Genomic DNA, 24701 nt, shown 5'->3' on the forward strand with positions numbered 1-24701 from the left:
ACTTCTTAATGTAATGCGCCGACACTAAATAGCTTCTTTGACACGGGGTTTACTGCCACAAGAAATTCACACAGGAAAGAATTTCTCACTCGTGCAATTGAAAACACGAGCGAGCCGGAAAAGTTTGCCGCATCACTTAATCAACCGCTTATCGGCGCCATGCGGGGTTAAATGCGTCTTTATGCGGATAGCATTATCCGGATCGCATATCATCACTTAACGGACCCCGGGCATTCACGCCTGGCCAACAAATAATGAATGCGCGTGTTATTCGTTTCGCATCGATCCTCATCGTCGCGGCGCAACTCGCCGGCTGCGCGGCGGCCGTACCGGCGCTCGGCAGTGCGGCGTCGGCCGCTTTGCAACTCGCGGGCATCGGCAAGCCCGACGTGCCGGACAGCCAGAAACCCCCGCGCGACCTCGGTATCACGCTGCTTGCCGCGCAAAACCTCAACGCGGCGACCGACCGCAAGCCGCTTGCGCTCGTCGTGCGGCTATACGTGCTGAAGGACCCTACGTCATTCCAGCAGGCGCCGTTCGATACGTTCACCGACCCCGCAAAAGAAAAGAGCGCGCTGGGCAGCGACCTGCTCGGCGTGCGCGAAGTGACGCTCATTCCGGGCCAGAGATATAACGCCACAGAAAAGGTTTCACGCGAGGCGCAAGCCTTCGGCATCGTCGCGCTATTCCGCGATCCGGCCATGCAGCGCTGGAAGTTCGCCTTCGATCCTGCGAAATCCGAGAAATCCGGCATAATGGTCGGCCTGCATAACTGCGCAATGACCGTCACGAGCGGCACGGTGATCTCGCCGGACCAGGGATTACCGCCGCAGCAGCTGAATCTGCTTTCGTCGGTGACTTGCGGGTGAATAAAGGGCAAAGCACCAGGCAGAGTAACGAGCAAGCGGGATATTTAACAATTTCAGTCCGCCGATCGCCGGCGCGAGCGGCACGGGCCGAATCACGCATATAGCCGATTTAACATGAGTTATTCCTCGAAAGTGCTTTGGGGAGAAGGCCTGTTCCTCAGGCCTCAGCACTTCCAGCGGCAGGACGCTTATCACGAAGCGCGCCTCTTCGAATCGATCCAGGCCATTGCGCCGTACAACTGGGGCGTGCGCACCGCGCGGCTCGACCACGACGCACTGGGCAGCAACATGCTGCGCATGAGCGAACTCGCGCTCGTGTTTCCGGACGGCACGCTCTACAGCGCGCCGCAGGCCGACGACCTGCCGCCGCCCGTGGCGCTCGACACGCTGCCCGAGGGCATCAACGAATTCACGTTCTACCTGGCGCTGCACCAGATGCGCGAAACCGGCACGAACTACGCGCCGGATCGCAACGACGGCTTCGTCACGCGTTACGTGAGCGAGCAGGCGAGCGTAGCCGATCACTACACGGACGCCGCGCAGGCCGACGTGACGTTCCTGAAAACGAACGTCAAGCTGATCGCGCACAGCGAGCCGCGCGACCAGTTGCTCTCGGTGCCCGTCGCACGCGTGCGGCGCACTGCGACTTCGGGATTCGAGGTCGACGAAAGCTTCGTGCCGCCGAGTCTCGCCATCGAAGCGTCGCCGCTCCTGCACCAGCGCCTGCGCCGCCTCATCGACGCGCTGCAGGCCAAGGTCAATGCGCTCTACGGCTTTCATCGCGAGCCGACCAAGAACATCATCGAGTTCCGTTCGGGCGACATCGCCTCGTTCTGGCTGCTGCATACGGCGAGCGGCGCGTTCGCCACGCTCGCACATCTCTATCAGCATGCGGCGCTTCACCCTGAGCGGCTCTTTCACGAGCTGCTGCGCCTCGCGGGCCAGCTCATGACGTTCTCCAAGGGCTACGCGCTGGCCGACCTGCCGGCGTACCGTCACGACGATCCCGGCCCCGGCTTTGCGCGCCTCGATACGATACTGCGCGACCTGCTCGAAACGGTGATCTCCACGCAATACTTCGCCATTGCGCTCGAAGAAGTGCGTCCGTCGTTCCATATCGGCCGGCTCGATTCGGGCAAGATCGACGACAAGACCACGTTCTATCTCGCGGTTTCGGCAGACATGCCCGCCGTCGACCTCGTCGAGGCCGTGCCGGCTCGCTTCAAGGTCGGCGCGCCCGACGACGTCGACAAGCTCGTGCTCTCGGCCATGCCGGGCGTGCGGCTCGTCTACACGCCCCAGGTGCCGCCCGCCATTCCCGTGCGGCCCGGCGCATGCTATTTCGCGTTCGAGGCGCGTAGCGCGCTTTATGAGCGCATGGTGCAGGCGCAGTCGGCCATGGTCTATGCGCCCTCGGGCATCAACGATCTCAAACTCGAACTGATCGCGGTGACGTCATGAGCAACGCCCCTTCCCTTTTCGGCGACGCGGCGCCGCCCGTGAATCACCCCGCGCCTGCCGCGGAGCCCGCTTACCAGGTGCGCTCGCTGCTCGATTTGCTCTACGACGGCTTCTTCATGCTGTTCCTGTTGAAGAACGGCCGCGAGCCCGGCGACGCCAGCGAATTCGGCGCGCGCGTGCAGCAGTTTCTGGGCGATTTCGAGCGCGGCGCGAAAAAACTGAACGTCGCGGCCGAAGACGTGTACGCGGCCAAGTTCGCGTTCTGCGCCGCACTCGACGAATCGGTGCTGGCATCGTCGTTCCGTATTCGCGCCGAGTGGGAACGCCGCCCCTTGCAGCTCGCGCTCTTTGGCGAGCAACTCGCGGGCGAGAAGTTCTTCCAGTATCTCGAGGAATGTCGCGCACAAGGCGCGCCGCGGCTGCAGTCGCTCGAGGTCTTCCATATGTGCCTGCTGCTCGGATTCCAGGGCAAGTACATTCTCGAAGGGCCGGAAAAGCTCGCCTATCTCACGGCGCGCCTGGGCGACGAGATCGCGCATATCAAGGGCAAGCGCGCGGCCTTCGCGCCGCATTGGCCGCTGCCCGATCAGGTTGCGCACCGCCTCAAACGCGAGGTGCCGCTGTGGTCCATCGGCGCGGTGTTCGCGCTGGTGGGTCTGCTCGCCTGGCTCGGCCTCAGCACCTGGCTGCGCAACAACACGGTGCACATGCTCGCCCCGTATACGCAACTCATCAAGCTCGGGCCGCAATCGGCAAATTTGACGATCTCGCTGCCTTGAGCGTTCGAAAGGGGCGTGGCGTGCGGCCCGCCCCTTTCGCACCCAATCAACGCAAAAAGCAAAACCACCGCCGCAGCGGATATTTCGAAGCAACTGCAGAGTAGCCGGATTGACGCATTGTCGATACGAACAACTAAGCAAATCATAATTCGTTGGTTTGCCTGGAATCGTTGCAGATCGACAATCATCGAGCATCGTCAATCCACTACCCTGCTCGTTGCCGAGTCTCCGCTCATGAAGGCGTTCTCCCCGAAAATCCGTCGGCGCTCCGCCGGAACCGTTCTGCTTGCCGCGTGCGCCGCTGCGGTCCTGGTACTCCAGAGCGGTTGCAAGCCGCATGGGGAGCAGGCGCAAGACGCGTCTGTCACGACCCGACAAGCGCCGGCGCAGCAGCAAATCACCTACTTCAAGTACCCCGACAATCCCGCGTTCGACCTGGTCTATCTCGCCGACAAGCTCGGCTACTTCGACAACACGAGCACGCGGCCCAAATATGTCGGCAAGATTTCCGCGCCGCAGATCATTCCGCTCGTGGGCACCGGCGATATCGATTTCGGCACGCGCATGGTGCCGCTCGTCATTTCCGCGATTGCCAGCGGCGCCGATATCAAGGTCATTTCCGCAGGCGGCGAAACGCTGCCCGACGCGCCGCACATGAAGTATTTCGTGCGCAAGGATTCAGGCATTCTCGGTCCGAAGGACTTCGAGGGCAAAACGGTAGCGTTCAACAGCTTCGGCGCGTGCGCGGAGTTCGTGACCAAGAAGTATCTGGCGCAACACGGTGTGAATGTATCGAAGGTGAACTGGCTCGTCGTGCCCGACAATCAGTCCGAGCAGGCGCTCGTCACGAAGAACGTGGATGTCGCGATCATTCATCCGCCCTTTTCCGGCTCGGCGGAGGCCGATCCGCAACTGCGCAAGCTGTGGAGCGACTGGGACGAGGACCACGGCCTTGGCGGCATGGCGCCCTATAGCGTGAACGGCGCGTTTGCCCGTGCCCACCCGCAGGCGGTGCGCGACTTCGTCACGGCCATCGCGAAGGCGGGCAACTGGGTCAATGCGCATCCCGACGAAGCGCGCAAGCTGACGGCCGAGCGGCTCGGCATCGACGTTCGGCTCGTGGAGCGCTATGCCTACGTGAAGGATCTCGTGGTCACGGAGCCGCCCATCCAGTACTACATCGATATCCTCGAAACGGCAGGCAAGATTCCGAAGGGCAAGGTCAACGTCAAGGATGTCTACACGAACGACTTCAATCCGTTCGCGAAGCACGAGGCCCAGGCCAGCGCGACGCCCTTGCCGAACGGAACACGCTCGTGAGCATGGCAACTGCGCTACACGAGAAGATCGTCGCGCGCGATCTCTCCCTCACCTATAGCAACGCGCAAACGGACACGCACCATACGGTCCTCAAACGCTTCGATCTCGCCGTACGCGAAGGCGAATTCATGGCGCTTTTGGGGCCGAGCGGTTGCGGCAAGTCGACCTTCCTCAACGTGCTCGCCGGCCTCACGCTGCCAACCTCGGGCGATATTCGCGTGGACGGCGACCCCGTGAGCGCCGTGCGGCAAAAGCTCGGCTTCGTGTTTCAGGGCTACGCGCTCTTTCCGTGGCGCACCGTGCGCAAGAACGTGGAAGCGGGACTCGAAATTCGCGGCATGAAACGCGTCGAGCGGCGCAGCGAGGCCGAACGCTTCTTGCGCCTCGTGGGCCTGCTGGAATTCGCGGATCACTATCCGCATCAGCTTTCCGGCGGCATGCGCCAGCGCGTGGCCATCGCGCGTGCGCTCGCTTATGGCCCCGAGATCCTGCTGATGGACGAGCCGTTCGGCGCGCTCGACGCACAGACGCGCGAATTGCTTCAGCAGGAACTGCTCGCGATCTGGGAGCAAAGCGCCACGACCGTCGTGTTCGTCACGCACAGCATCGACGAGGCGATCTTTCTCTCCGATCGCATCGCCATTCTTGGGCGCGGCCCCGGACGCGTGAAAGAGATCATCGACGTCGACCTGCCGCGCCCGCGCGACGCCGCGCTGCGTCACTCGGCGGCGTTCGTCGCGCTGCGTCAGCGCGCATGGGCGAGCCTCAGCACGGAACTCGACACGCGACTCGACGCACAGCCGCAAACCCATGCATTGACGGGAGCCGATCATGTCCGATTCGATGTCTGACTCGATGTCCAACCCGGGCGCGGTCCGCGAATCCTCGCACAGCGTTCAGCGCGCGCGCACAGCTTCATCTTTCGCGCGCCTATACGTAGGCGTGGAGCGCTCCCTCGCGCTCGCCGCCTTCCTCCTGTTGTGGGAGTTGCTGCCCCGGCTCGGCGTGGTCAACGCGGCTTACCTGAGCCCGCCTTCACAAGTCGCCCTCGCCATCGCGCGGCTCTTCGAAAACGGCGACGCGTGGACGCATATCGGTGCGAGCGCCGTGCGCTCCATCAGCGGTTTGCTGCTTGCCGTGGCCGGTGGCATTGCATGCGGCTTCCTGCTGGGATGGTTCAAGCGCGTCGAACGCGTCGTCGATCCTGTCTTTCAACTGCTGCGGCAGGTGTCGGCGTTTGCGCTCTTTCCCGTTTTCATGTTGTTTCTCGGCATCGGCGAGTCGTCGAAGATCGCCATTGTCGTGTGGGCCGCGTTCTGGCCGGTGCTGCTCAACACCATTGCGGGCGTGAAACAGGTCGAGCGCGTGCTGATCGACTGCGCGCGCTCGATGGGCGCCTCGCAGCGCTTTATCGCGACGAAGGTCGTGCTGCCGGCTGCGTTGCCGCAGATCCTCACAGGCGTGCGTCTGGCGGGCGCCTACAGCATTACGGCGCTGGTGGCGGCAGAAATGATCGGGGCACGTTCGGGGCTCGGCTTCTATACGCTCAATTCGCAGGAGACGTTTCAGATTCCCGATATGTACGCAGGCATCGTGCTGCTCGCCATATTTGGACTGCTGATCAATCAGGGCCTGTCGATACTCGAACGGCAACTGCTGCGCTGGCGCGTCGGACTCGCGCAGAATGGCTAGGAACGCTGAGCTCGACGCTTCGGCAATTCCGCGGCGCCTGCGCTGGCCCGCCACCGCGCTAGCGGCCACGTTCGCAGCGCTCGCATTACTCGAGCTGCTCGCGTGGGCGTTGAACCGCGAGTTGCCACGCGCCCTTGCCGAAAGCGACCTGCCTTTCGCAGCCGCGGCAGCACGCGGCGTGCTGATCGTGGCGGTGCCCCCGCGCCCCGCGCCTGCGCTTTATGTCGGCAAGGTCGACCGCGCGCTGCGCTCGCCCGACCCGTTCGCGGCGGCGCTCGCTTCGGACCTCGCTCGCCGCGCAGGGCTGCCTGTGCAGTTCCTGCTGGCCGAACCGGCCGCCGCGCGTGCCGCGCTGCAGGCGGGCAAAGCCGATGCCGCCATTGCCGGCCTGGACTTCTCGCCCGACGCGCGGGTCGCGTTCGCACCGGCTTCGTATTCGAGCGGCCGTGGCATGGCGCTCGTGCTGGATCATGGCAACGTGCGGACATGGCGAGACCTGAACGGCCGCGCGATTTGCGCATCGCAAGGCAACCCTTATGCACGGCGCGCAGCGCGCGAGTACCACGCGAACCTGCGCGGATTCGACCGGCCGCTCGATGCGCTGCTGGCGTTCCAGGCGGGCGATTGCGCCGCCCTTGTCGACGACGAATTCGTGATCGAGGCGCTGCTCAAGCAGGCGGACTGGTCCTACTATCGCCCGCTACCCGGAACCATCGCTGCGCAGGCGGCGTTCATCGCCACGCGCGCGGGCGATGCGGCAAGCGCGGTCTTTGTCGGCAATACAGTGGCGCAGTGGCAACGCAGCCGCTGGCTGGCGACCGTGCGCAAAGATCAGGCAATCAGCCTCGCGTTCGACATGTTCAACGCGGAAAACGACCTGTACTGCCACTAGCTGCGCCGCCTGAGTTCTGCCACGCGCAGCTGATAGCTTTTCAACAGGCACGCCTTGTGGCCGCACGCATTTCGCGAGTTTCGAAGCCATGCCCGTTGCTCTGCCCTTAGCCGGTAACGAAAGCGGCGCTCGCGCAAAGCTTCAGTAGATATTGAACTCCATGGCGCGCAAGACGCCAGGCAGCACGAGTAGCGCAGTCGATAGCCACGCACGCGCGAGGCGGTGCAGAGTCGTCGAATCCTGGGCGTTACGCACACACGCCTCTAAACGGAACCCGGTCTAGAACCCGCGCCTCAGGTTCCGGTCGCGCATTGGGTCGGGCGTCTTCTGCGTGAGCCGCAAGATGCCCTGATCGTCGAAGTAGAAGTGAAACATCATGTAGTCGATGTTGTTCGCGATGTAGCGGTAGGACCAGACTTCCCGCTGCATGCGCGAAAAGTAGGCCGTCTCCGCGGGCCGGCCGAAATTGATCAGGACATCGTTGCGTGTCCACTCGTTGACTTTCGCCCGATAGAACTCGCTCTCCTGCATGACCTGACGCACACTCACGACCTTCCCGCTCGCGTCGATGTCGGCGACGGTGTTCGTCGACCCCATCGGCTGGGTCGGCCACATGAGACGTTTGCCGCCGTCCGGCAGGTTATAGGTTTCGCGCGGCGGCCCGAGACGCGCGATCAACGCAGACTGGTCGCTGCCCGGCTCGATGCTTTGCCACGGCTGGGCGCAACCGGCCGCGAGCAGCACCGCGGCGGCGAGCCACGCGCGCTTCACGAAATTGGACAGAGTCCCCATTCACGCACCCCTGAGCAGCGAATCTGGCGAGCAACACACGCAGATCATGGCGGCCGTGGCGGATGCGGACAATCAGACCTTGGTCCTACCGGCAAAAGCCGGCGCTCCGCGGAGGCCGGCCACGGCGTGTGCAATACTGGTGGGCAGCATGGTTGCACGCCCCGAACGGGTTGCCAGCGGCGTTTACACGCGACCTCTGCTTTCGGGGCGATCGCGTGGAAGCGATCTGGCCAGTCGACGCACGCGGTCTTTCCCGATGACGCTCCGATGCCGCAACGATCGCTGCGGCATCGGCTTTAACGTCAAGCGCCCGCAAATCTGAAAACCGACACCGCCTGCTGCAACTGCGCCGCCTGATTGGCCATCGAGCTTGCCGCGGCAGCCGCCTGCTCGACCAAGGCCGCGTTTTGCTGCGTGACCTGGTCCATTTGCGCGACCGCGCGAACGTCGGCGACGATGCCGGTTAGCTGCGCACGCATCTCGCCGAGCGCGTACAGCAAGCTGCTCGTATCGCCAGGATGCGTTGCTATGGATACCGAAAGATCGCCAGCCGCGATACGGCCCGCGATTTCCATGGCGTGAGCCGGCTCGCAGCCCAGCTGGCGCGAAAGCCGCTGCGAAATCAACCAGGCCAGCAATGCGCCTGTCGCGACCGCACCGAGCAGCATCGCCACGATGAGGGTGCGCATGTGCTGGAATTGCACCGTGGCTTCGGTCTGCGCACTCTTGGCCTCGCGTTGCAGCGAATCGATCAGCGCGGCGACGCTGTCTCCCAACGCGACACTCGCCGCAATGGCGCGGCGTACGAGTTCGGCGTTGTCCACACCTGCCGGCACGGGCGCGAAACCGATCTGCTGATGCATGCTGTCAGCAGCTTTTTGAACACCGTCATGCGATCGATCCATCTCATGGCTGTCCCCTTATTCGATTCCGCTTTATGTGTATCACGGCGAGCGAAAGCCTCGACGCAAGCGCGCCAAGCTTGATGCAATCCCCCCGCCAAGGGTAGGAGGGCAACGGATATAGGGAGAATCAGCCAGCGCTTCTAGCGGTGTCAGCGGAGTTCTGCTAACCCGCCGCGCGCGCCGCATTTCGAGGGGGACGTGACATCCATGACGCTGAGAGCCCTCAGTTTCCAGCCTGCTGCGCGCTGCCCGGTACGAGCTTCAGCATATGCACCACTGCGCCCGGCAGGAACGGCGCCGCGTCGCCATGCACCCACGTTTCATGCCCCGCGAGGAAATACGGCGACATGGGATTGCCCGATTGCCCGCCCGGCATCTCGAAGATGCCGTCCTGTTCGCGCCCCGGCGACACCGCGAAACGCTCGGACGCGCCGAATGCCCGGGCCTGCACGCGCGGCATGTTGATGTCGCCCGGGAGCGGGTCGCGCGGCGCGCTGAGCCAGCCGCGAACCCACGGCAGCCATGCCGGCACCATGCGCGCGAACGGATGCACAATGGTCGAGCGGTTGCGCTCGCCCCAGCGCGCCTCTTCGAGCGTGGTGCCCTTGGGCAACCGGGCGATCGTGTGATCGATGCGGTCCAGCATGAACGCGCGCCAGTCCGCGAAGCCTCCCGGTATCCACGCGCGATGGTCGGCCAGCGTCTCCATCGTCGCTTCGAAACGCGAGTTCGCCGCGCGATAGCTGAGGTCCGGCGCAATCGCGGCCATCTGCTTGTCAAGTACCCCGAACCATGCTTCGTAGAGCGAGTCGTAGAACGCGCGCACCAGCCGGTAGCCGACAGCATTCACATCGGCGCGGCCATCCCACGCCTGAACGAGGCGCTGGAATTCGGCGCGTTGAGGATGACCGTCGAGCGCGCGTGCATCGAGCGCGTCGAGCGCAACGCGTCGCCAGTACTCGATCCAGAACGCGCGATCGTCGGTCTGCACCGCGAGCATGTCGCGCTCGCCCGCGTGCGGCAGCGCGAGGAGGTCGTTGCGAATCTGCGTGGCGCGCGCGCCGAGATCGGTGCCGGCATCGCCAATTTGCGTCACTTCCTCCAGCGGCAGGGTACGGTTATTCGCGGTCCAGATGCGGCCGGCCGGCGGATCGACGCGAACCGGATACGCATCGGGCGTCCGATATCCTTGCCAGCCGGCGTACGTCCCGGAGAGGTACGGCATGCTCGCGAGCGCGGCCGCCTGACCGTCCACTTCAGCGTCCGCAGTGGCATCCGCGAAGCGCGGCAGCGGCCCGGCGAGCGTCCAGCCGATATGGCCTTGCGCGTCGGCCACCATGAAGTTCTGCGTCGGCATGCCGAAGGTCTGCGCGGCATGCAACGCGTCGGCGACGTTCGTGATGCCTTCGAGCCGCATGAAGTTCATGTTGGTCGCCTGCGGGTCCTGCGCGACCCAATGCAATGCATACGCGCGCTCGCCGGCCACAATCTGTGGCCCCCAGCGCGTTTGTACGACCGGCAGATCGACGCTCGCGCCGCCGTTCACGTCGAGCCGCTCGTGGATCACCTGCGCGCGCTCCCATCCGCCGCTCGGGACGCGGTAGCGCAGTGGATCGGCCGGATCGCGTTGAAGTTCGACCAGATCGACGAAGCGCCCATAGCTGTTCGTGAAGCCCCAGGCGATATGGCCGTTGCTGCCGGCCACGACGAACGGTGTACCCGGCAAGCTGACGCCCGTGATGCGCCGCTCGCCGCCTTCGGGCGCAGGATAGACGAGCGAGATCCGGTACCAGATGTTCGGCAACGACAGGCCGAGGTGCATGTCGCTCGCGAGCAGCGCGCCGCCGTGTGCGCTGTGCGCGCCGTCGACCGCGAAACCGTTGCTGCCGACCATCGAATCGACCGCGCTCCCGCCGCCCGCGAAGCCGCTAACGAAACCAGGCAGGCCGGCGACAAGTACGTTGGCCTCCGGTTCGGCATCGACGGCGGACCGCGTTGACGGGAGCCATGAGGGCGGCGCGGCGGGCAGCGCCGCCGGCGGCTGCGCCAATGGGCGCTGCCCGTCGAGCGGGGCGTCCCAGTGGCTCGTCTCAGGCAGCAGGAACGCAAGCAGATCGGCCGGCACGCGCTCGCGCAACGCCGCACGAGAGAGTACGCGCCTCACCTGGTCATACTGAAGATCGAAGTACATCGCGTAGACCGCGAGCACTGTGTCTTCGGGACGCCACGGCGCCGGTTGCGCGCGCAACAGCCAGTATTCGAACGGCCGCGCGCGAAGCGAGCGCAGGCCGTCGTTGACACCCGCCGTGTAGCGCTCGATCAACTCCCGCTGATCGGCGGAGAGCGCGGCGAGCGCCGCCTGCGCGTGCTCGCGAAAGCGCAAGGGCCGGTCGCGTCGGTCCAGCGGCAGCGCCGCCGGGCCGATGAGTGACGCCATTTCGCCAGCGGCGACCCGGCGCAGCAAATCCATCTGGAAGAAGCGGTCCTGCGCGTGAAGGAAACCGCTCGCATACGCAACGTCGCCACGCGTGCCGCCCTGTACCGTCGGCACGCCGAGCGCATCGCGCCCGATCGTTACCGGTGCGGAGAGCGGCACGGCACGCGTGCCGTCCAGCTGTGGCAAGCTGCCGCGCAATGCCAGCCAGCCCGCCAGCACCATGGCAGCCAGGAGGATGACGACGGCACACAGCAAAATCAGCGGCCACGCACGGCGCCGCTTTGGCGGGAAAGGACTCGAACGGGTCATGGAGGAGCACGCAGGTCGTTGTGTTCAGCGCTTCCAGGCGCGGCGACCGGATCGGCCGGACGCCGTACGACCATAGCATGACCCTGTGGCAACAACACGCAGGGAGAGCGACGCGGCCTTCTACCTCTTCACCGCCCTTCCTGGGCGCGACAGTCTGCCATCTGCCACCGTGCCGCGGAAAGAACACAATCTCGATATTGCGTTCCGTCCGAGATCGCGCGGGGGCGACATCATGGCAAAGAAGTTTCCGATTCACCCGCTGCGCCCCGAGCGCCTGTGCTGGGGCTGCGACCACTACTGCCCGGCCAACGACATGCGATGCGGCAACGGCCAGAGCCGCACGCAGCATCCGGCCGAACTGCTCGGCGACGACTGGCTCGAACAGGGCGACTGGGGTATCGAAGTCGACGCGTCCGGCAAAAGCGTCATGCCTTAACGCGCGAAATCAACCGCGCAATCAGATATGAATGCCGCCAGCCACCTCGATGCGTTGCGCGTTCACCCAGCCAAAGTCATCCGATAGTAGACCGGCAATCACGGGCCCCACGTCCGTCGGTAATCCCACGCGGCCCAGCGCGGTATGTTCCGCCACTGCCTTGTTGACCTCAGGATTGTCCCGCACGATGCCGCCGCTGAAGTCGGTGGCAATGGCGCCCGGCGCCACGACGTTGACCGCGATCCTGCGCGGCGCGAGTTCGAGCGCCATATAGCGCGTGAGCGCTTCGACAGCCGCCTTCATCGGGCCATAAATCGAGCGGCCCGGGTACGCGAAGCGCGCAAGGCCCGAGGAGATGTTCACAATCCGGCCGCCGTCATGAATGAGCGGCAGCAGCTTTTGCGTCAGCAGGAACGGCCCCTTGAAATGCACCGCGAACTGCGCGTCGAGCTCCGCTTCGGTGCCCGCCGCGAGCGTGGCCGTCGATGAGATACCGGCGTTGTTCACCAGATAATCGAAGCCCGTTGCATTGAGCGTCCCAAGCGCCTCTCGCAGGCGCGCGACGAAGTCGTCGAACGCGCCCGAATTCGCGATATTCAACTGCAGGGCAATCGCCCGGCCGCCCGCTTGCGCGATCTCGGCAGAGACCTTCTCCGCCTCGTCTCGATTGGTGTTGTAGGTGAAAACCGTGTGGACGCCGCGGCTTGCCAGCCGCAGCACCGTGTCGCGACCGATCCCACGGCTGCCTCCGGTGACGACTGCGATTTTCGGGCCCGACTGACTGCCGTTGTTCGTTGCCATTTGGCACCTCTCGCTGAGTTGGATAGCGTCGATTCTGCGCCTGACGTCACCAGCGAGTGAATACCCGAATCTCCCCGATTCTTGCCTAATCCTGCTTCGCTGACTAAGATGGACCGTCGCGCACTTTCCGTCGCGCGTTTCTTATCCAGCCCCCATGACAAACGATCTGGCCGCCGCCCTGCTGCGCTACACGCAAACACAGCCGGGCACGAGCCCATACAGCACCGCTGTCGACGGACTGCTCATCCTGCGCTCCGACCATCCCGCGCCGCCCACGTTTCGCTCGGCGCGGCCGGCTTTGTGCATCGTCGCCCAGGGCGCCAAATGGGCCAGTTTTGGCGGGGAACAACTGGAGTATCGCGCCGGTCAAGCGCTCGTGGTCGGCGTGGAAACGCCGTCGCGGGGCCGCGTGTTCGAGGCGAGCCCGGACAAGCCTTGCCTGGTTCTGATTCTCGAGCTGGACCTGGCCATGTTGCGCGCCGTGGCAAAGGAGATGTCGCCTGCGCCCGTGCCGGCGGCGGACGCAAGCCGCGGCGTGTTCGTCGCGAACTTCGACGGCCCCCTCGCCGATTGCGCGCTGCGCGCCGTGCGCCTGCTGGACACGCCGGACGCCATCGGCATGCTGTATCCCATGCTGATGCGCGAGATCTGCTACTGGTTGCTAAGCGGTCCGAACGGTTCGGAAATCGCGAGGCTGGCGTCGACCGAAAGCCCTTCTCACAGCCTGCTGCGCGCGGTGGAAAACTTGCGTGTGCGGTTTGCCGAACCCGTGCGGGTGGAAGACCTGGCGGCAGTCGCCCAGCTCAGCGCTTCGGCGTTCCACCGGCAGTTCAAGGCGCTGACCGGGCTACCGCCCCTTCAGTACCAGAAGCAGCTGCGGCTGCTGGAAGCGCGCAGACTGCTGCTTTCGCTGTCGATGAGCGTACAGGCCGCCGCCTTCGAAGTGGGATACGAGAGCGCCTCGCAGTTCAGCCGCGAATACACGCGAATGTTCGGAGCGCCACCGAAAAAAGACTCGACTCAAGCGAAGGCACTGCGCGAGGCCGCGTAGCACGCTCCGCTGACACGCAGCGCGAGAGCGGTGCATCCGCTCTCGCGCCGTGCACACGTCACGCTGGACGCGTCACATCACTTGCCATACACGTCGAAGTCGAAGTACTTCTTCTCGATCTTCTTGTACGTACCGTCCTTGATGATGCTGGCGATCGCGCCGTCGATCTTCGTCTTGAGCGCGGCGTCTTCCTTGCGCAGGCCGATGCCGGCGCCGTTGCCGAGCGTTGCCGGATCGTCGAGGTCGCCGCCCGCGAAGCTGTAGCCCTTGCCGCGCGGCGTCTTCAGGAAGCCCACGTCGGCCTGCACGGCGTCTTGCAGCGCGGCGTCCACGCGGCCGGCCAGCAGGTCCTGATAAACCTGGTCCTGGTTCTGGTAAGGCACGACCTCAACACCTGCCGTTGCCCAATGCGCCTTTGCGTAGGCCTCCTGAATCGTGCCCTGCTCCACGCCCACGCGCTTACCCTTGAGCGATTCGGCGGTCGGCATGATGCCCGAACCCGTCTTGGCGACGAGACGCGTCGGCGTGTTGAACAGCTTGTCCGAGAACGCGATCTGCTCTTTGCGCGCCGGGGTCATGGACATCGACGAAAGCACGCCGTCGAACTTGCGCGCCTTCAGCGCCGGGATCATGCCGTCGAAGTCGTTCTCGATCCAGACACATTTGGCATTCAGACGGTGGCAGATCTCGTTGCCGAGATCGATGTCGAAGCCGACCAGTTTGCCGTCCGGCGCTTTCGATTCGAACGGCGGATAGCTTGCATCGACACCGAAGCGAATGGTGTCCGCCGCAAAGGCGCCGACGCTGGCCGTGGAGGCGATCAAGGCAATAGATACGGCTGCAAACAACTTTTTCATGGGATCCCCTCGGTTCTGGATATCAAGGTGGTCAAGAACATAAACACCGCCCGCATGGTTGCGGCGCGGACATTCCCTCGCGGCGCACGCCGCAAACGTGATCGACGCTGCGGGTGCACCTGCGCCCGGCAAGGTAGCAGTCCAGAATACGCGCGTCGAGTCGTCAAAAACAGGCGGAAACACCTATGGCAGGGAAGACCCTAAAGGGGGTTGAAAGCGGCAGCCGAAGACTTACCCGAATGTCCAGTTGCTCTTGCCGGCGCGAGCCACGCGCCGCAAGCGCTTGACGCGATACATTTCGTGGTCCGCCTGGTCGAGCGCCGCGCGCGCCGGTTGGGCAGTTCCGTCATGTCGTGGATCAGGGCGCGTTGTGCGAGATGTTCCGGCTGATGGCGCATAGCGTACCGATGACGGCGCCGCCTTGCGCGCAGACCGGTGCGCTCGCATAGGTGCAAATCCCGAGTTCGGAGGCCGCCCGCGAATCGCCCCGGATATCCTTGACGTTGCTGACCACGCGCCGCCCGCTTTCCAGACTGCGCTTGCAGAGGGTGTCGAACCGCTGAACCTGCAGGCCCTCCATGATCTGCACGTCGCCGTCGTTGCGCGAATAGAGGACGGTCTGCACCTCGCGGCTGAAGTCGACCGAGGCGCCGTCAGTTCGTCGATCGTCGCGAGTTTTTCCATGCGCCCAGGTATCCGGTCGTGAGCGAGCATCACCATGCCGATCGACATGCAAGGCAACGTGACGATCGCGAGGCCGAGCAGCACCACGTTCGAGGGCGACGGCTGCACCGCCACACGGCACGCATGCCAAAAAACTGGCGCGTGCCCCGCAGGAGCAGCACGACGACCAGCGAAAGCAGATTGAAAGAATCCAGGCCGCGTGTGGCGCATATTGCTTAAGCGTCGGGGACGCATCGTATCCCAGGTTTGGCCCGAATCCATGCAATCCGGATCGATCCGGTCGACTTCGCCCGCTCGAACACGCGAATCGAAACTCGGGGGCCGGCAACAGTCGGGCGCATAGCGCGAAATCCGCGAAGGATCGACGCTACACTAAGCGGCACCCGCGGACTCTCCAGACGAGGTACTCGCCATGCCAGCACCTGACGTCAGGCGCTCAATGCGACTTGTTTGCGCCTTGCTTTGTGTGCTGTTCTGGCTTGGCGGCTGCGCGGGGTTGACGGGAGACCCGCTGCGGGTCAACGTGGCGGGGCTGGAGCCACTCCAGGGCGAGGGGATGGAAATGCGCTTCAACGTGAAGTTGCGCATCCAGAATCCCAACGACACGCCGGTCGAATTTAGCGGCGTGTCACTGCAACTGGACCTGAACGGTCAATCGTTCGCGAGCGGCGTAAGCGATCAAAGCGGCGTCGTGCCGCGCTTCGGCGAAGCGGTGATCATCGTGCCGCTGACCGTGCCGGCACTCTCCGCCGTCCGGCAGGCTTTCGCCTTTGCGGGCAGCGCACAGGCCGGCAACATTCCCTACGAAATACGCGGGCGCCTGGCGGGCGGCATCGGCGGCGGCACACGCTTCGTCGATCACGGCAACCTGTCGCTGCCAACGCAGGGCCTGCTCGGCCCTTGAACGGCGCCAGCGCGCCGGCCGGGCGTGTCGCGGCTTGCTTCGGCGCTCAAACGTCACGGCCCTCGACGCCGAGCGCCGGACGCGCTTCGTCCGGCGGAAAGATGTACCAACTGCCGTCGTCGTGACGAAAGAAGAACATGCCCGATTCGCCGACGGCGCCGACCGCGCTGACATAGACGCACGACCGATGCTTCCTCGCACCCTGCGCAACACGCGTCACATGCACTTGCGTGTCCGGCCGCAAGAAGAGCCATTTATCGGCCATCGCTCGCAATGAGCGTGATTTCCTGCGCATCGTCGTTTCCCTCCCAACTCACTCCGATGTTCCAACCCGTGGCATCCCCATTGATACGGTGCATCGGGCATGCCGGCATGATCAGCCAATCGGACTTCGGATACCTTTATATTCGCATCGCATGTTCCTGCGCCCCGCGCTTTTCAGGCATCGAAATAAGTCAGGCCCAACGTGTCTTTCACCTCGGAAAGCGTCGCCCCGGCGTGCAGCGCAACGCGCAGGCCGGCTTCGATCGGCATCTCGCCAGGCCTACCGGCCTTGATTAGCTCACCGCCGCGCTGATGCTTGCGCGCGAGCGCTGATTCGCCCGTGTTTCATCGATCGCTGCACTGCGGGCATTCGCGTTGCTCCACCGTCATTGCGCAAGTGGAGCGCGCAAACTCAATGACCCACCCTGAGCACACAGGAGCACGATCATGGACACGAGACACGCACACGCCATCGCGAACGAGGTCGCGGGAGAAGCGCAGCACCTGGCCGGCCGCATGCTGCGCGACCCCGCCATGGGCCTGGCCGGCAAGGCAAAGGTGCTGTACGGCAAATCCCAACAGGCCTTGAACGATGCGGCCGACGCAACACGCGACAACGTCGCCGACAAGCCCATGACCGCGCTCGGGCTCGCCGCCGCTGTCGGCTTCGCGCTCGGCGCGGCATGGGTCTTGAACCGCAATAAATCCGAAGGCTGAAAGCCAACCCCGGCTCGGGAACGCTTTATGCGCGTGGTCGTGAAATCGCCTCACTGATGCGAATCGTGTGTCATCGCGAGGCGTAGTCAGGAGCTCCGCCCATGACGATCGGCTGTCCCGAATGCGGCGCCCTCGAGGACATCCCTCCGCTCGGCCCGCGCATGCTCGCGCGCTGCAGGATCTGCCACTACCCGCTCGAGCGGCGCAGCGGGCGCAGCATCACCGCTTCGCTCGCCTGCGCCATCACGACCTTCGTCCTGCTGTTCCCCGCCAACCTCGCGCCGCTGATGACGGTGCACATGCTCGGCGCCGATCGTTCATCCGTTCTCGCGTCGGGCATCGTGTCGATCTGGCGCGACGGCTGGCTCGCGCTCGCGCTGTTGCTCGGCGCATTCGGCATCGTGCTGCCGTTCGTACGATTCGGCCTGCTCATGATCGTGCTGGGACTTGTCGGCTTCGGTGTGCGATTCAGGCATATCGGCACGCTCTTTCGCTGGTCCATCGCGCTCGACATCTGGGCCATGCCCGACGTCTACCTCGCCGGTTGCCTCGTCGGCTATGCGCGCGTCACGCAGAACCTCACGGGAACGATCGGGGCGGGCGGCTACTGTTTCATCCTTGCCGCGCTCATGTCGATGCTCACGCGCGCCTCGCTCGATCGCCGCACCGTCTGGCGCGCCATCGTCCCCGACCAACAGGCGCCGCACGGGCATGGCGCGCTGTCCTGCCCCGTGTGCGACCTCGTCGTGCCCATTTCGCATGAAGGCCGGCCGTGCCCGCGCTGCGGCCTGAAACTGCGCGCGCGCAAGCCGGACGCCGTGGTGCGCGCGGCCGCGCTCACGCTCGCGGCGCTCGTGCTCACCGTGCCCGCCAACTTCTATCCGATGACCATGTCGCGGCAACTCGGGCATTACGACTCGCACCGCATCATCGACGGCGTCTATCAGCTCTTTCACGTCGGACTATGGCCGTTCGGCATCCTGATCATTGGCACGAGCATCGTCATTCCCCTTGCGAAGCTCGGCGGCATGGTGTGGTTCATCACCTCGGTCTTGCGCCATTCGCGCCGGCACCTGCGCGCCAAGGCCCATCTTTATCGCTGGATCGACGAACTGGGCCGCTGGTCGAACGTCGACGTCTTCACGATCGCGGCATTCGTGCCGCTGATCCACTTCGATGGCGTGGCGGTGGCGAGACCCGACACCGGCGCGACGGCGTTCGCACTCGTCGTCTTCTTCACGATGCTGGCCTCGCGCAGCTTCGACCCGCGCATGATGTGGGACGTGCATAGGCGGAGAAAGCCATGAGCGGCCCGCATCGCCACCGCACGCAAGCCGAAGTGCGGCGCAGCGCCTGGCCCGGCTGGATCTGGGCCGTGCCGATTGCCGCCATCGGCGCGACGGGATGGCTCGGCCTGCGCGCGCTCGTCCATGACGGCGAGACGGTTGTCGTGACGTTCGACAATGCCTACGGCATGAAGCCCGACGACACGATCGTCACGCTGCACGGCGTGAAAGTGGGCGCCGTCTCGGACGTGTCGCTCGCGCCAGATGGTCAGCATGTCGAAGCAAAGCTCCGGATCGACCGGGCGGAGAATCCGTATTTGCGCTCGGGCACGCGGTTTTACCTGCGCGGCGCGAAGGTGGATTTGAGCGACCCTGCCTCGCTGAAGGCCATGCTTTCGGGACCCGAAATCGTCATGGAGCCGGGCCCCGGCAAACATGCCGACCACTTCGACGGCAGCGATCGCCGGCCACCGCTTGCGCCCGAACACGGTCCGATGGTGCGCTATGCGGTGCGCTTCGACGGCGCGGTCGGCAACCTGGAGACCGGCTCGGAAGTGGACCTGCGCGGCTTTCCCGTGGGGACCGTCACGAGCGTGCGCCTGAGCTACGACGTGCGCACTGGCGCGCTGAGCACCCCGGTTCAACTCGCGCTGGACCCGTCGCAGCTTGGCATCGTCGGCGCACCGCCGCCCGCGGACGGCAACTGGCGGCCGCTCGTCGACGGCATGCTCGATCACCTCGTCGCCGACGGGCTGCGCGCGCGCCTTTCGCAGGACCCGCCGCTCGTCGGGCCGCGCAAGGTCAATCTCGACTTCGTTGCGGGCGCAGCGGGCGCGACGCTCACCGCCGACAGCGGGCTCCCCGTGATCCCGAGCGTCGCCCCCGCCGATTTCGATACCATGACCTCGCGCGCCGGCGAGGTGATCCGGAAGATCGACGACCTGCCGATCAAGCAAACGGGCGACGAAGTGCGCAGCATTGCCGCGCACGTGAACGCCATCAGCGCCTCGCCGCAGATCCGCGACAGCCTCATGCATATCGACCGCTCGGTTGCGCAAATCGATCAGACGCTCGCGCAGGTGTCGCCCAAGATCGGCCCGCTCGTCGCGCAGCTGCGCGAGACGGCGAACGAAGCCGATCGCACCGTCGCGGCGGCCAATCGCACGCTGGGCGCCGACGCCTCGAGCCAGAACGACCTGCCCGCCGCGCTGCGCGAGCTGACGGATACCGCGCGCTCGGTTCGCGCGCTAGCCGACTATCTCGACCGGCATCCCGAAGCGCTGCTGCGCGGCAAGGCGCAGGAGGAGAGCCAATGATGCGCCGCCAAGCGAGCCGGGCTTCGATCGCGCGACTGCTAGATGCGGCCGTGCTCGCGGGCATCGGCGTCGGGATCACCGCATGTGGCCACAGCGCACCCACGCGTTACGTCACGCTCAACGCGACGCCTGCGCAAGCGCCGCTTGCCACCGCCGCCATGGCGCCGGTGCAGCTGGGCGCCGTGCATATTCCCGCCGTGCTCGACCGGCCCGAAGTGGTGACGCATGTCGCGCCCAACCGGCTCGCCGTCGACGACAACGACCGCTGGGGGGCGCCGCTCGGGCAGATGATGCGCAGCACGCTCGCGCAGGACCTGCTGCCGCGCCTGCCGCCCGGCGCATTCGTTTTTCCGGACGCGCCCGCGCCCGCCGGCACGCGCACGCTCGTCGTCACGGTGCTCGACTGCAACGCGAGCGCGGGCGGCACGCTCACGCTGCAAGTGGCGTGGACGCTGCTCGCGGGTCAGCCCGCACGAACCACAATGAGCCAGGAGGCGGCGCTAAGCGCACAGGTCGAGGGTCACGATGCGGCCGCGCAAGCCGCTGCGCTCAGTCGCGTGCTCGGCGAGCTCGCCGACCGGATCGCCGCATCGATCGCCGTGCGCTGACATGCCGATCGCTGACACAGGCGGCCCTCCCCGCATCGCTAACCTCCCGTCTGGAATCCTAACGACGCCGCCTTGGCGCGCAGGTCCGCGAAGCGGTCCACGTTCGGGTTGGTCGCGAGCTGCGACTGATCGATCGACGACACCGGATTCGACGGCGACACCCCGGGGATCCCCGAGCACTCCCCGCCGAACGTGCCTTGGGCAATCGTGAACGCAGGCGCGTCTGTGCGCGGCGCATCGGTGAAATCGAGCGCATAGGCGAGATTGAACGTCGCCGAATCGCTGCTGCGCACGCCGAGCGGCTGCAAGCCGAAGCGCCATTGCAGCAGCGCGTGAATCGAACTCGGGTCGAACGGATAGCGCGTGACCGTGCCCGCGCGAACGCGCGGCCCCAGCAGCGCGAGCGGTACGCGAAAACCCAGCTTGCCGTCGTTGCCGAGCGCGAGCTCGTTCTTGCTGATCGGCCTCGTGGGCGGCGCCACGTGCTCGAGAAAGCCGCCCCACTCGTCATACACGACGATCATCAGCGTGCGGTTCCAGGTCGGACTCGTGCGCAGCGCTTCGTACACCTGCCCGAGAAACGCCTCGCCGTTGCGGATGTCCGCGTGCGGATGATCGTCCGCGGAAGTGCCTTGCGGCTCGCCCGCGAATGCCGGATCGACCATGCAGAACGGCGGCAGCGTACCCGTCCCGGCATGCGCGACAAAATCCGCAAACGGACGCGAAATGCCGACATGGCGCCTGCCGTAAAGCGCCGTGAACGGCACGTCGTGATAGTAGTAGTTGCAGCCGATATTCGCGGCGCTGAGCCTGTCCCAGATCGTGGGGAGCGTCGAATTGTCGATACTGTCGTCGAGGCGATCCGTGGCGCCGCTGTGCAGATAAAGGCGATTGGGAAACGTGCTGGTGAGGATGCCGGTGAAGTAGAAGTCGCCGATCGTGTAACTGCTCGCGACCGCGTCGAAGAACTGCACATCGGCCGAAGTGTAGTAACCGATGGGCAGCAAGTCGCCCCGATGCAGGCTCGTGCCGGGTGTGAGGAGAAAGCCGTTCATCGCGCCCGAAGCGAGTTGCGTACGCGCGCCGTCGTAGCTGTGATTGGGGTCCTGGTACGCGCACGCCTGGTAGCCATAGGCGGAATTCGCTGCGAGCGAAAACGGCGTTTGCGTCGCGCCGAACGCGTCCTTGAACTGCCGGTTCGCGGGCATGCCTTCGGCGCCCGGCACCCAGCCGAGGAAGTGGTCGAAGGAACGATTTTCCATCGTGACGAGCACGATGAAGTCGATGCCCGAACTCGCGGGATTCGGCAACGCCGGACGCGGCAAGCTATAACGGTCAGCGCCGTCCGGCGAGGGAACGTCGCCGACCGAGGGCGCGGGCGCGTCGCCGTTCTGGCCGGCCGGGTCGTCACCGCCTCCGCCACCGCAGCCCGATAATGCAACGCTGCCGGCAACCGCCGCTACGCCGGCAAGAAAGCGGCGCCGGTCGTATCCGTGATGCGGGCTATTGTCGTCTCCCATGACACGTCTCCTGTTTGGATGCGGCGCTGGCAATCCGCCCGTGCCTCGCTGCCGCGAAGCGAAACGCGCTCGCGACGGCGAGCAGCGGACGGCCTTTTCCCGCAAGCCTCGCGCCCGCTGTGGTGCAGCCAGGACACGCTCGGAGTGTGGCGATGAGAGAGGAGGACGAGGGAGGTCAGGATGCGTGCGGCAGGGTCACGACTGCTCGATGAGCGCCTTGATGCGCTCGGCCTGCCCGGCATCGACCGGGTTGTAGGCGATCATGTGCAGGTCGGGCCGGCCATCGACGGAAAACGCCGATTGCTCCAGCGCGATCAGACCCAGCGTGGGATGGTGCAAGCGCTTCACGTGGTCGGCTTCTGCATGTGCCGGCACTTCGTTCTCGCGCCACAGTGCGTCGAACTCGGGGCTCATGCTGCACAACTCGTCGACGAGCCTGCCGAATGAATCGGAATGGAAAGCCTGTTAGTCATCTTACTATGATGAACTCACTACTTTAACGGTATAGAGAATTTGGAGATAGTACGCCAGTCATGACCCAGGAGAGATGACCATGCGTATTTTTCTAACTGGCGCGACCGGCTTCATCGGCTCGGCGCTCGTGCCGGAACTCATCGAAGCCGGTCACGAAGTGATCGGCATGACCCGTTCCGAAGCCGGCGCACAGGCGCTCGCCAGGGCAGGTGCACGCGTGCATCGCGGCACGCTGGAGGAACCGGCAAGCCTGCGCAGCGGCGCGGAGCAAGCGGACGCCGTGATCCACACGGCCTTCGACCACGACTTTTCGCGCTTCGTCGAAAACTGCGAAAAGGACAAGCGCGCCATTGCGGCGCTCGGCACCGCCCTCGCCGGCTCGGATCGTCCGCTACTGATCACGTCCGGCACGGGCATCGGCAACGCCCAGCCAGGCGAACTGGCCAGCGAGGACGTCTTCAATCCGGGCCATCCCAACCCGCGTATTGCGTCCGAGCTGGCTGGGCAGGTACTGTTGGAACAAGGGCTCAATGTAGGCGCGGTGCGGCTGCCCCAGGTCCACAACCCGTTCCGGCAGGGGCTCATTACGCCGCTCGTCGCGATCGCCCGCGAGAAAGGCGTTTGCGCCTACGTGGGCGACGGTCAGAACCGCTGGCCGGCCGGCCACCTCTCCGACGTCGTGCGCCTTTATCGGCTCGCCGTTGAAAAAGGTCAACCGGGCGCGCGCTACAACGCGGTTGGCGAAGAAGGCGTGACGAGCCGCGCAATCGCCGAGGCGCTAGGCCGCGGGCTCGGCCTGCCGGTCGTTTCGATCGCGCCGGAAGAGGCAGCCGCGCATTTCGGCTGGATGGGGATGTTCGTCGGCCTCGACATGCCCGCTTCGAGCGCGCTCACCCAGGCGCGGCTAGGCTGGCGCCCGACCGGTCCCTCGCTGATTGCCGATCTGAACGAAGCGCGCTTCGCCGAGGTGGGAGCGTCGACTTGATCCGGCAGCAATCCTGAATATCCTCACCTCACCGTCTCGTGGTCGACGACGCCATCGCCGCGCTTACGCGGGGTCGCGTCGCGCGTCATGCGCGCGCAACGCCACGGCGAATCTGCCTGGCTCCCAGTCCTCATGCAGCGCGCGCTGCATGAGTGCCTGCTGGCTTTCTGGCGCGAGGCCCCCCAGAGGCGGGTCCCGGTCGAGATTCGTGGGAAACGGATAGCCTTCGGCGCACGACGCGATGACCGCCATTGTCGCGAGTTCGTCTGCAACGCCCAGGCCCTTCCTGCGCCACTCGCGCAGCACAGGATAAATCGCCTCGCACATGCTCGCACGGTCGAGCGCTTCCATTGCGCGCCCCATTGCCGACGAAACCTGCAGCAGATTCGCCATGCGCTGCACGTCGGCGGTGCGGTTCGCGCCCGCCGCATGAAATAGCGCGGGATTGAAGAACAGGGCGTCGCCCCTGGTAAGCGGCAACTGTACGCAATGCGTTTCGAAGTACGCGCGGAAATCGGCTCGCCGCCATGCAAGATAGCCCTCGGCATAGCGTTGCGAGTACGGCAGGAGTTTCGTCGGCCCGCTCTCGACCGGCATGTCGCTGTGCGCCACCGCCCCCTGGAGCGTGAGGAAAGCGGATACATGATGCACGTGCGCCGGATAACGCTGCGCCTGCTCGATCGTCTGGAATCCCAGGTGATAGTCGCGGTGCGCTTCCTGTGCCGCGCCGCCCGGCCGCACCACGTTGACCTGCGAAGTCATCTGATAGCACGGTCCGAGCCACGCCTCGCACACGGCCATGAGCGGCAGATTTGCGAAGTAGTCGACGAACACGGCAGGCGCTTCGAGGCACAGCTTCTGTTGCGCATTCCAGATGCGGTCGTTTGCGCCCGCCTTCGCGAAATGGTCCGCGCCGCTCGTGCCCTGCTCCCGCTCGGCCCGGATGATGGCTTCGAACACGGCGGTGGCATCGTCCACGGGCTGCGTGTTCGCGTAGGCGCGCTCGAGCACCAGCACGCCGGCGCCGTCGCGCAGCACATGCGCCCATTCCGCCTGCAACTGCGCGCGCCGCGCCGCGTCGTGCAGCGCGCCTTCGAGCGCCACGCAGTCGTAGACGGGAATGCGCTGCCTCACATCGCAGGCGTAACGCAACGGGCTGCCGTCGTCGCTCAGTCGGTTCACGAAGGCGTCCAGCGAGCATTCGCGTTCGACGTACCATTGCCGCCCCAAATCCCCCACCGGTATTTCGTGCTGGTCCATGCGTCTGCCTCCGTGTTGGATCAAGCATAACGTCGGCACCCGGCGCCGTGGATACCAAAAATCTATCAAAACCGCATCAGGA

23 protein-coding genes and 2 pseudogenes are annotated in these 24701 nt (G+C 65.2%); 15 read left to right on the plus strand and 10 right to left on the minus strand.

What is annotated here, in order from left to right; all coding sequences use genetic code 11:
• Positions 1 to 254: 254 nt before the first annotated feature.
• From tssJ to AB4Y36_RS26770, 7 genes are all read left to right on the plus strand, one after another.
• A complete protein-coding gene (gene tssJ / locus AB4Y36_RS26740; RefSeq protein ID WP_342948796.1) occupies positions 255 to 869 on the plus strand; it encodes a type VI secretion system lipoprotein TssJ in 615 nt (204 codons plus the stop codon).
• A 114-nt stretch (positions 870 to 983) separates the two neighbouring features.
• Positions 984 to 2330 carry a type VI secretion system baseplate subunit TssK gene (tssK, locus tag AB4Y36_RS26745; protein ID WP_069266632.1) on the plus strand — a complete coding sequence of 449 codons (1347 nt, stop codon included), beginning with the start codon at positions 984 to 986 and terminating at the stop codon, positions 2328 to 2330.
• A complete protein-coding gene (gene icmH / locus AB4Y36_RS26750; RefSeq protein ID WP_368684594.1) occupies positions 2327 to 3109 on the plus strand; it encodes a type IVB secretion system protein IcmH/DotU in 783 nt (260 codons plus the stop codon). The genes tssK and icmH overlap by 4 nt, the downstream gene beginning before the upstream one ends.
• A 234-nt stretch (positions 3110 to 3343) precedes the next feature.
• Positions 3344 to 4429: an ABC transporter substrate-binding protein gene (locus AB4Y36_RS26755; RefSeq protein ID WP_368684595.1), complete on the plus strand. Its 1086-nt coding sequence runs from the start codon at positions 3344 to 3346 to the stop codon at positions 4427 to 4429.
• Positions 4430 to 4431: 2 nt separating this feature from the next.
• On the plus strand, positions 4432 to 5280 hold the full coding sequence (locus AB4Y36_RS26760) for an ABC transporter ATP-binding protein (RefSeq protein ID WP_368684665.1): 849 nt from the start codon (positions 4432 to 4434) through the stop codon (positions 5278 to 5280).
• Positions 5261 to 6121: an ABC transporter permease gene (locus AB4Y36_RS26765; RefSeq protein WP_256094886.1), complete on the plus strand. Its 861-nt coding sequence runs from the start codon at positions 5261 to 5263 to the stop codon at positions 6119 to 6121. The genes AB4Y36_RS26760 and AB4Y36_RS26765 overlap by 20 nt, the downstream gene beginning before the upstream one ends.
• The gene (locus tag AB4Y36_RS26770) at positions 6114 to 7013 is read left to right on the plus strand and encodes a transporter substrate-binding domain-containing protein (protein ID WP_368684596.1); all 900 of its coding nucleotides are present in this window, start codon (positions 6114 to 6116) and stop codon (positions 7011 to 7013) included. The genes AB4Y36_RS26765 and AB4Y36_RS26770 overlap by 8 nt, the downstream gene beginning before the upstream one ends.
• Positions 7014 to 7292: 279 nt before the next feature.
• Here AB4Y36_RS26770 and AB4Y36_RS26775 read toward each other — a convergent pair whose 3' ends face one another.
• From AB4Y36_RS26775 to AB4Y36_RS26785, 3 genes are all read right to left on the minus strand, one after another.
• Complete coding sequence (locus AB4Y36_RS26775) at positions 7293 to 7805, minus strand: hypothetical protein (RefSeq protein ID WP_368684597.1); 513 nt, start codon at positions 7803 to 7805, stop codon at positions 7293 to 7295.
• A gap of 302 nt (positions 7806 to 8107) precedes the next feature.
• The gene (locus AB4Y36_RS26780; protein WP_368684598.1) at positions 8108 to 8668 is read right to left on the minus strand and encodes a hypothetical protein; all 561 of its coding nucleotides are present in this window, start codon (positions 8666 to 8668) and stop codon (positions 8108 to 8110) included.
• 265 nt (positions 8669 to 8933) lie between these two features.
• The gene (locus AB4Y36_RS26785; protein WP_368684599.1) at positions 8934 to 11456 is read right to left on the minus strand and encodes a penicillin acylase family protein; all 2523 of its coding nucleotides are present in this window, start codon (positions 11454 to 11456) and stop codon (positions 8934 to 8936) included.
• Between the two features lie 232 nt (positions 11457 to 11688).
• Between AB4Y36_RS26785 and AB4Y36_RS26790 the strand changes: the two genes are divergently transcribed.
• Entirely contained in the window at positions 11689 to 11892 is a 204-nt protein-coding gene (locus AB4Y36_RS26790) for a DUF3079 domain-containing protein (RefSeq protein ID WP_368684600.1), read from the plus strand.
• A 21-nt stretch (positions 11893 to 11913) separates the two neighbouring features.
• On the opposite strand, the gene AB4Y36_RS26795 is transcribed toward AB4Y36_RS26790, so the two are convergent.
• Entirely contained in the window at positions 11914 to 12693 is a 780-nt protein-coding gene (locus AB4Y36_RS26795; RefSeq protein WP_342948788.1) for an SDR family oxidoreductase, read from the minus strand.
• Positions 12694 to 12847: 154 nt separating this feature from the next.
• On the opposite strand from AB4Y36_RS26795, the gene AB4Y36_RS26800 reads away from it, so the two are divergent.
• Positions 12848 to 13744 carry an AraC family transcriptional regulator N-terminal domain-containing protein gene (locus tag AB4Y36_RS26800; RefSeq protein ID WP_368604428.1) on the plus strand — a complete coding sequence of 299 codons (897 nt, stop codon included), beginning with the start codon at positions 12848 to 12850 and terminating at the stop codon, positions 13742 to 13744.
• Between the two features lie 77 nt (positions 13745 to 13821).
• Here AB4Y36_RS26800 and AB4Y36_RS26805 read toward each other — a convergent pair whose 3' ends face one another.
• Together AB4Y36_RS26805 and AB4Y36_RS26810 are read right to left on the minus strand one after the other, a co-directional pair.
• Entirely contained in the window at positions 13822 to 14601 is a 780-nt protein-coding gene (locus AB4Y36_RS26805; protein WP_069266641.1) for an ABC transporter substrate-binding protein, read from the minus strand.
• Positions 14602 to 15252: 651 nt separating this feature from the next.
• Positions 15253 to 15393, minus strand: a pseudogene (locus AB4Y36_RS26810) (GGDEF domain-containing protein); the annotation flags it as partial.
• Positions 15394 to 15724: 331 nt separating this feature from the next.
• Between AB4Y36_RS26810 and AB4Y36_RS26815 the strand changes: the two are divergent.
• Positions 15725 to 16189 (plus strand): LEA type 2 family protein, encoded by a 465-nt coding sequence (locus tag AB4Y36_RS26815; RefSeq protein WP_368684666.1) that lies wholly within the window; start codon positions 15725 to 15727, stop codon positions 16187 to 16189.
• Positions 16190 to 16235: 46 nt separating this feature from the next.
• On the opposite strand, the gene AB4Y36_RS26820 is transcribed toward AB4Y36_RS26815, so the two are convergent.
• Entirely contained in the window at positions 16236 to 16484 is a 249-nt protein-coding gene (locus AB4Y36_RS26820) for a hypothetical protein (RefSeq protein ID WP_069266644.1), read from the minus strand.
• Between the two features lie 416 nt (positions 16485 to 16900).
• On the opposite strand from AB4Y36_RS26820, the gene AB4Y36_RS26825 reads away from it, so the two are divergent.
• The 4 genes from AB4Y36_RS26825 (at position 16901) to AB4Y36_RS26840 (ending at position 20380) form a co-directional block, all read left to right on the plus strand.
• Positions 16901 to 17170, plus strand: coding sequence for a CsbD family protein (locus tag AB4Y36_RS26825; protein ID WP_069266645.1), 270 nt, complete (start codon positions 16901 to 16903; stop codon positions 17168 to 17170).
• 101 nt (positions 17171 to 17271) lie between these two features.
• Positions 17272 to 18477 carry a paraquat-inducible protein A gene (locus AB4Y36_RS26830; protein WP_368684601.1) on the plus strand — a complete coding sequence of 402 codons (1206 nt, stop codon included), beginning with the start codon at positions 17272 to 17274 and terminating at the stop codon, positions 18475 to 18477.
• Positions 18474 to 19772 carry an MlaD family protein gene (locus AB4Y36_RS26835; protein ID WP_342948784.1) on the plus strand — a complete coding sequence of 433 codons (1299 nt, stop codon included), beginning with the start codon at positions 18474 to 18476 and terminating at the stop codon, positions 19770 to 19772. Before AB4Y36_RS26830 ends, AB4Y36_RS26835 begins: the two co-directional genes overlap by 4 nt.
• Complete coding sequence (locus AB4Y36_RS26840; RefSeq protein WP_083245426.1) at positions 19772 to 20380, plus strand: membrane integrity-associated transporter subunit PqiC; 609 nt, start codon at positions 19772 to 19774, stop codon at positions 20378 to 20380. Before AB4Y36_RS26835 ends, AB4Y36_RS26840 begins: the two co-directional genes overlap by 1 nt.
• Positions 20381 to 20418: 38 nt before the next feature.
• On the opposite strand, the gene AB4Y36_RS26845 is transcribed toward AB4Y36_RS26840, so the two are convergent.
• Both AB4Y36_RS26845 and AB4Y36_RS26850 read right to left on the minus strand, forming a co-directional pair.
• Positions 20419 to 21900, minus strand: a complete 1482-nt coding sequence (locus AB4Y36_RS26845) for an alkaline phosphatase family protein (RefSeq protein ID WP_368684602.1) — start codon at positions 21898 to 21900, stop codon at positions 20419 to 20421.
• A gap of 195 nt (positions 21901 to 22095) precedes the next feature.
• Positions 22096 to 22341: pseudogene (locus AB4Y36_RS26850) on the minus strand (transcriptional regulator); the annotation flags it as partial.
• 112 nt (positions 22342 to 22453) lie between these two features.
• On the opposite strand from AB4Y36_RS26850, the gene AB4Y36_RS26855 reads away from it, so the two are divergent.
• The gene (locus tag AB4Y36_RS26855) at positions 22454 to 23359 is read left to right on the plus strand and encodes an SDR family oxidoreductase (RefSeq protein WP_069266720.1); all 906 of its coding nucleotides are present in this window, start codon (positions 22454 to 22456) and stop codon (positions 23357 to 23359) included.
• Between the two features lie 63 nt (positions 23360 to 23422).
• Here the strand turns inward: AB4Y36_RS26855 and AB4Y36_RS26860 are convergent, their stop codons facing one another.
• Entirely contained in the window at positions 23423 to 24619 is a 1197-nt protein-coding gene (locus AB4Y36_RS26860; RefSeq protein ID WP_368684603.1) for a phytanoyl-CoA dioxygenase family protein, read from the minus strand.
• Between the last annotated feature and the right edge of the window lie 82 nt (positions 24620 to 24701).

Source organism: Paraburkholderia sp. BR10936, assembly GCF_040965735.1.
In the GTDB taxonomy this organism is placed as follows: Bacteria; Pseudomonadota; Gammaproteobacteria; order Burkholderiales; family Burkholderiaceae; genus Paraburkholderia; species Paraburkholderia nodosa_A.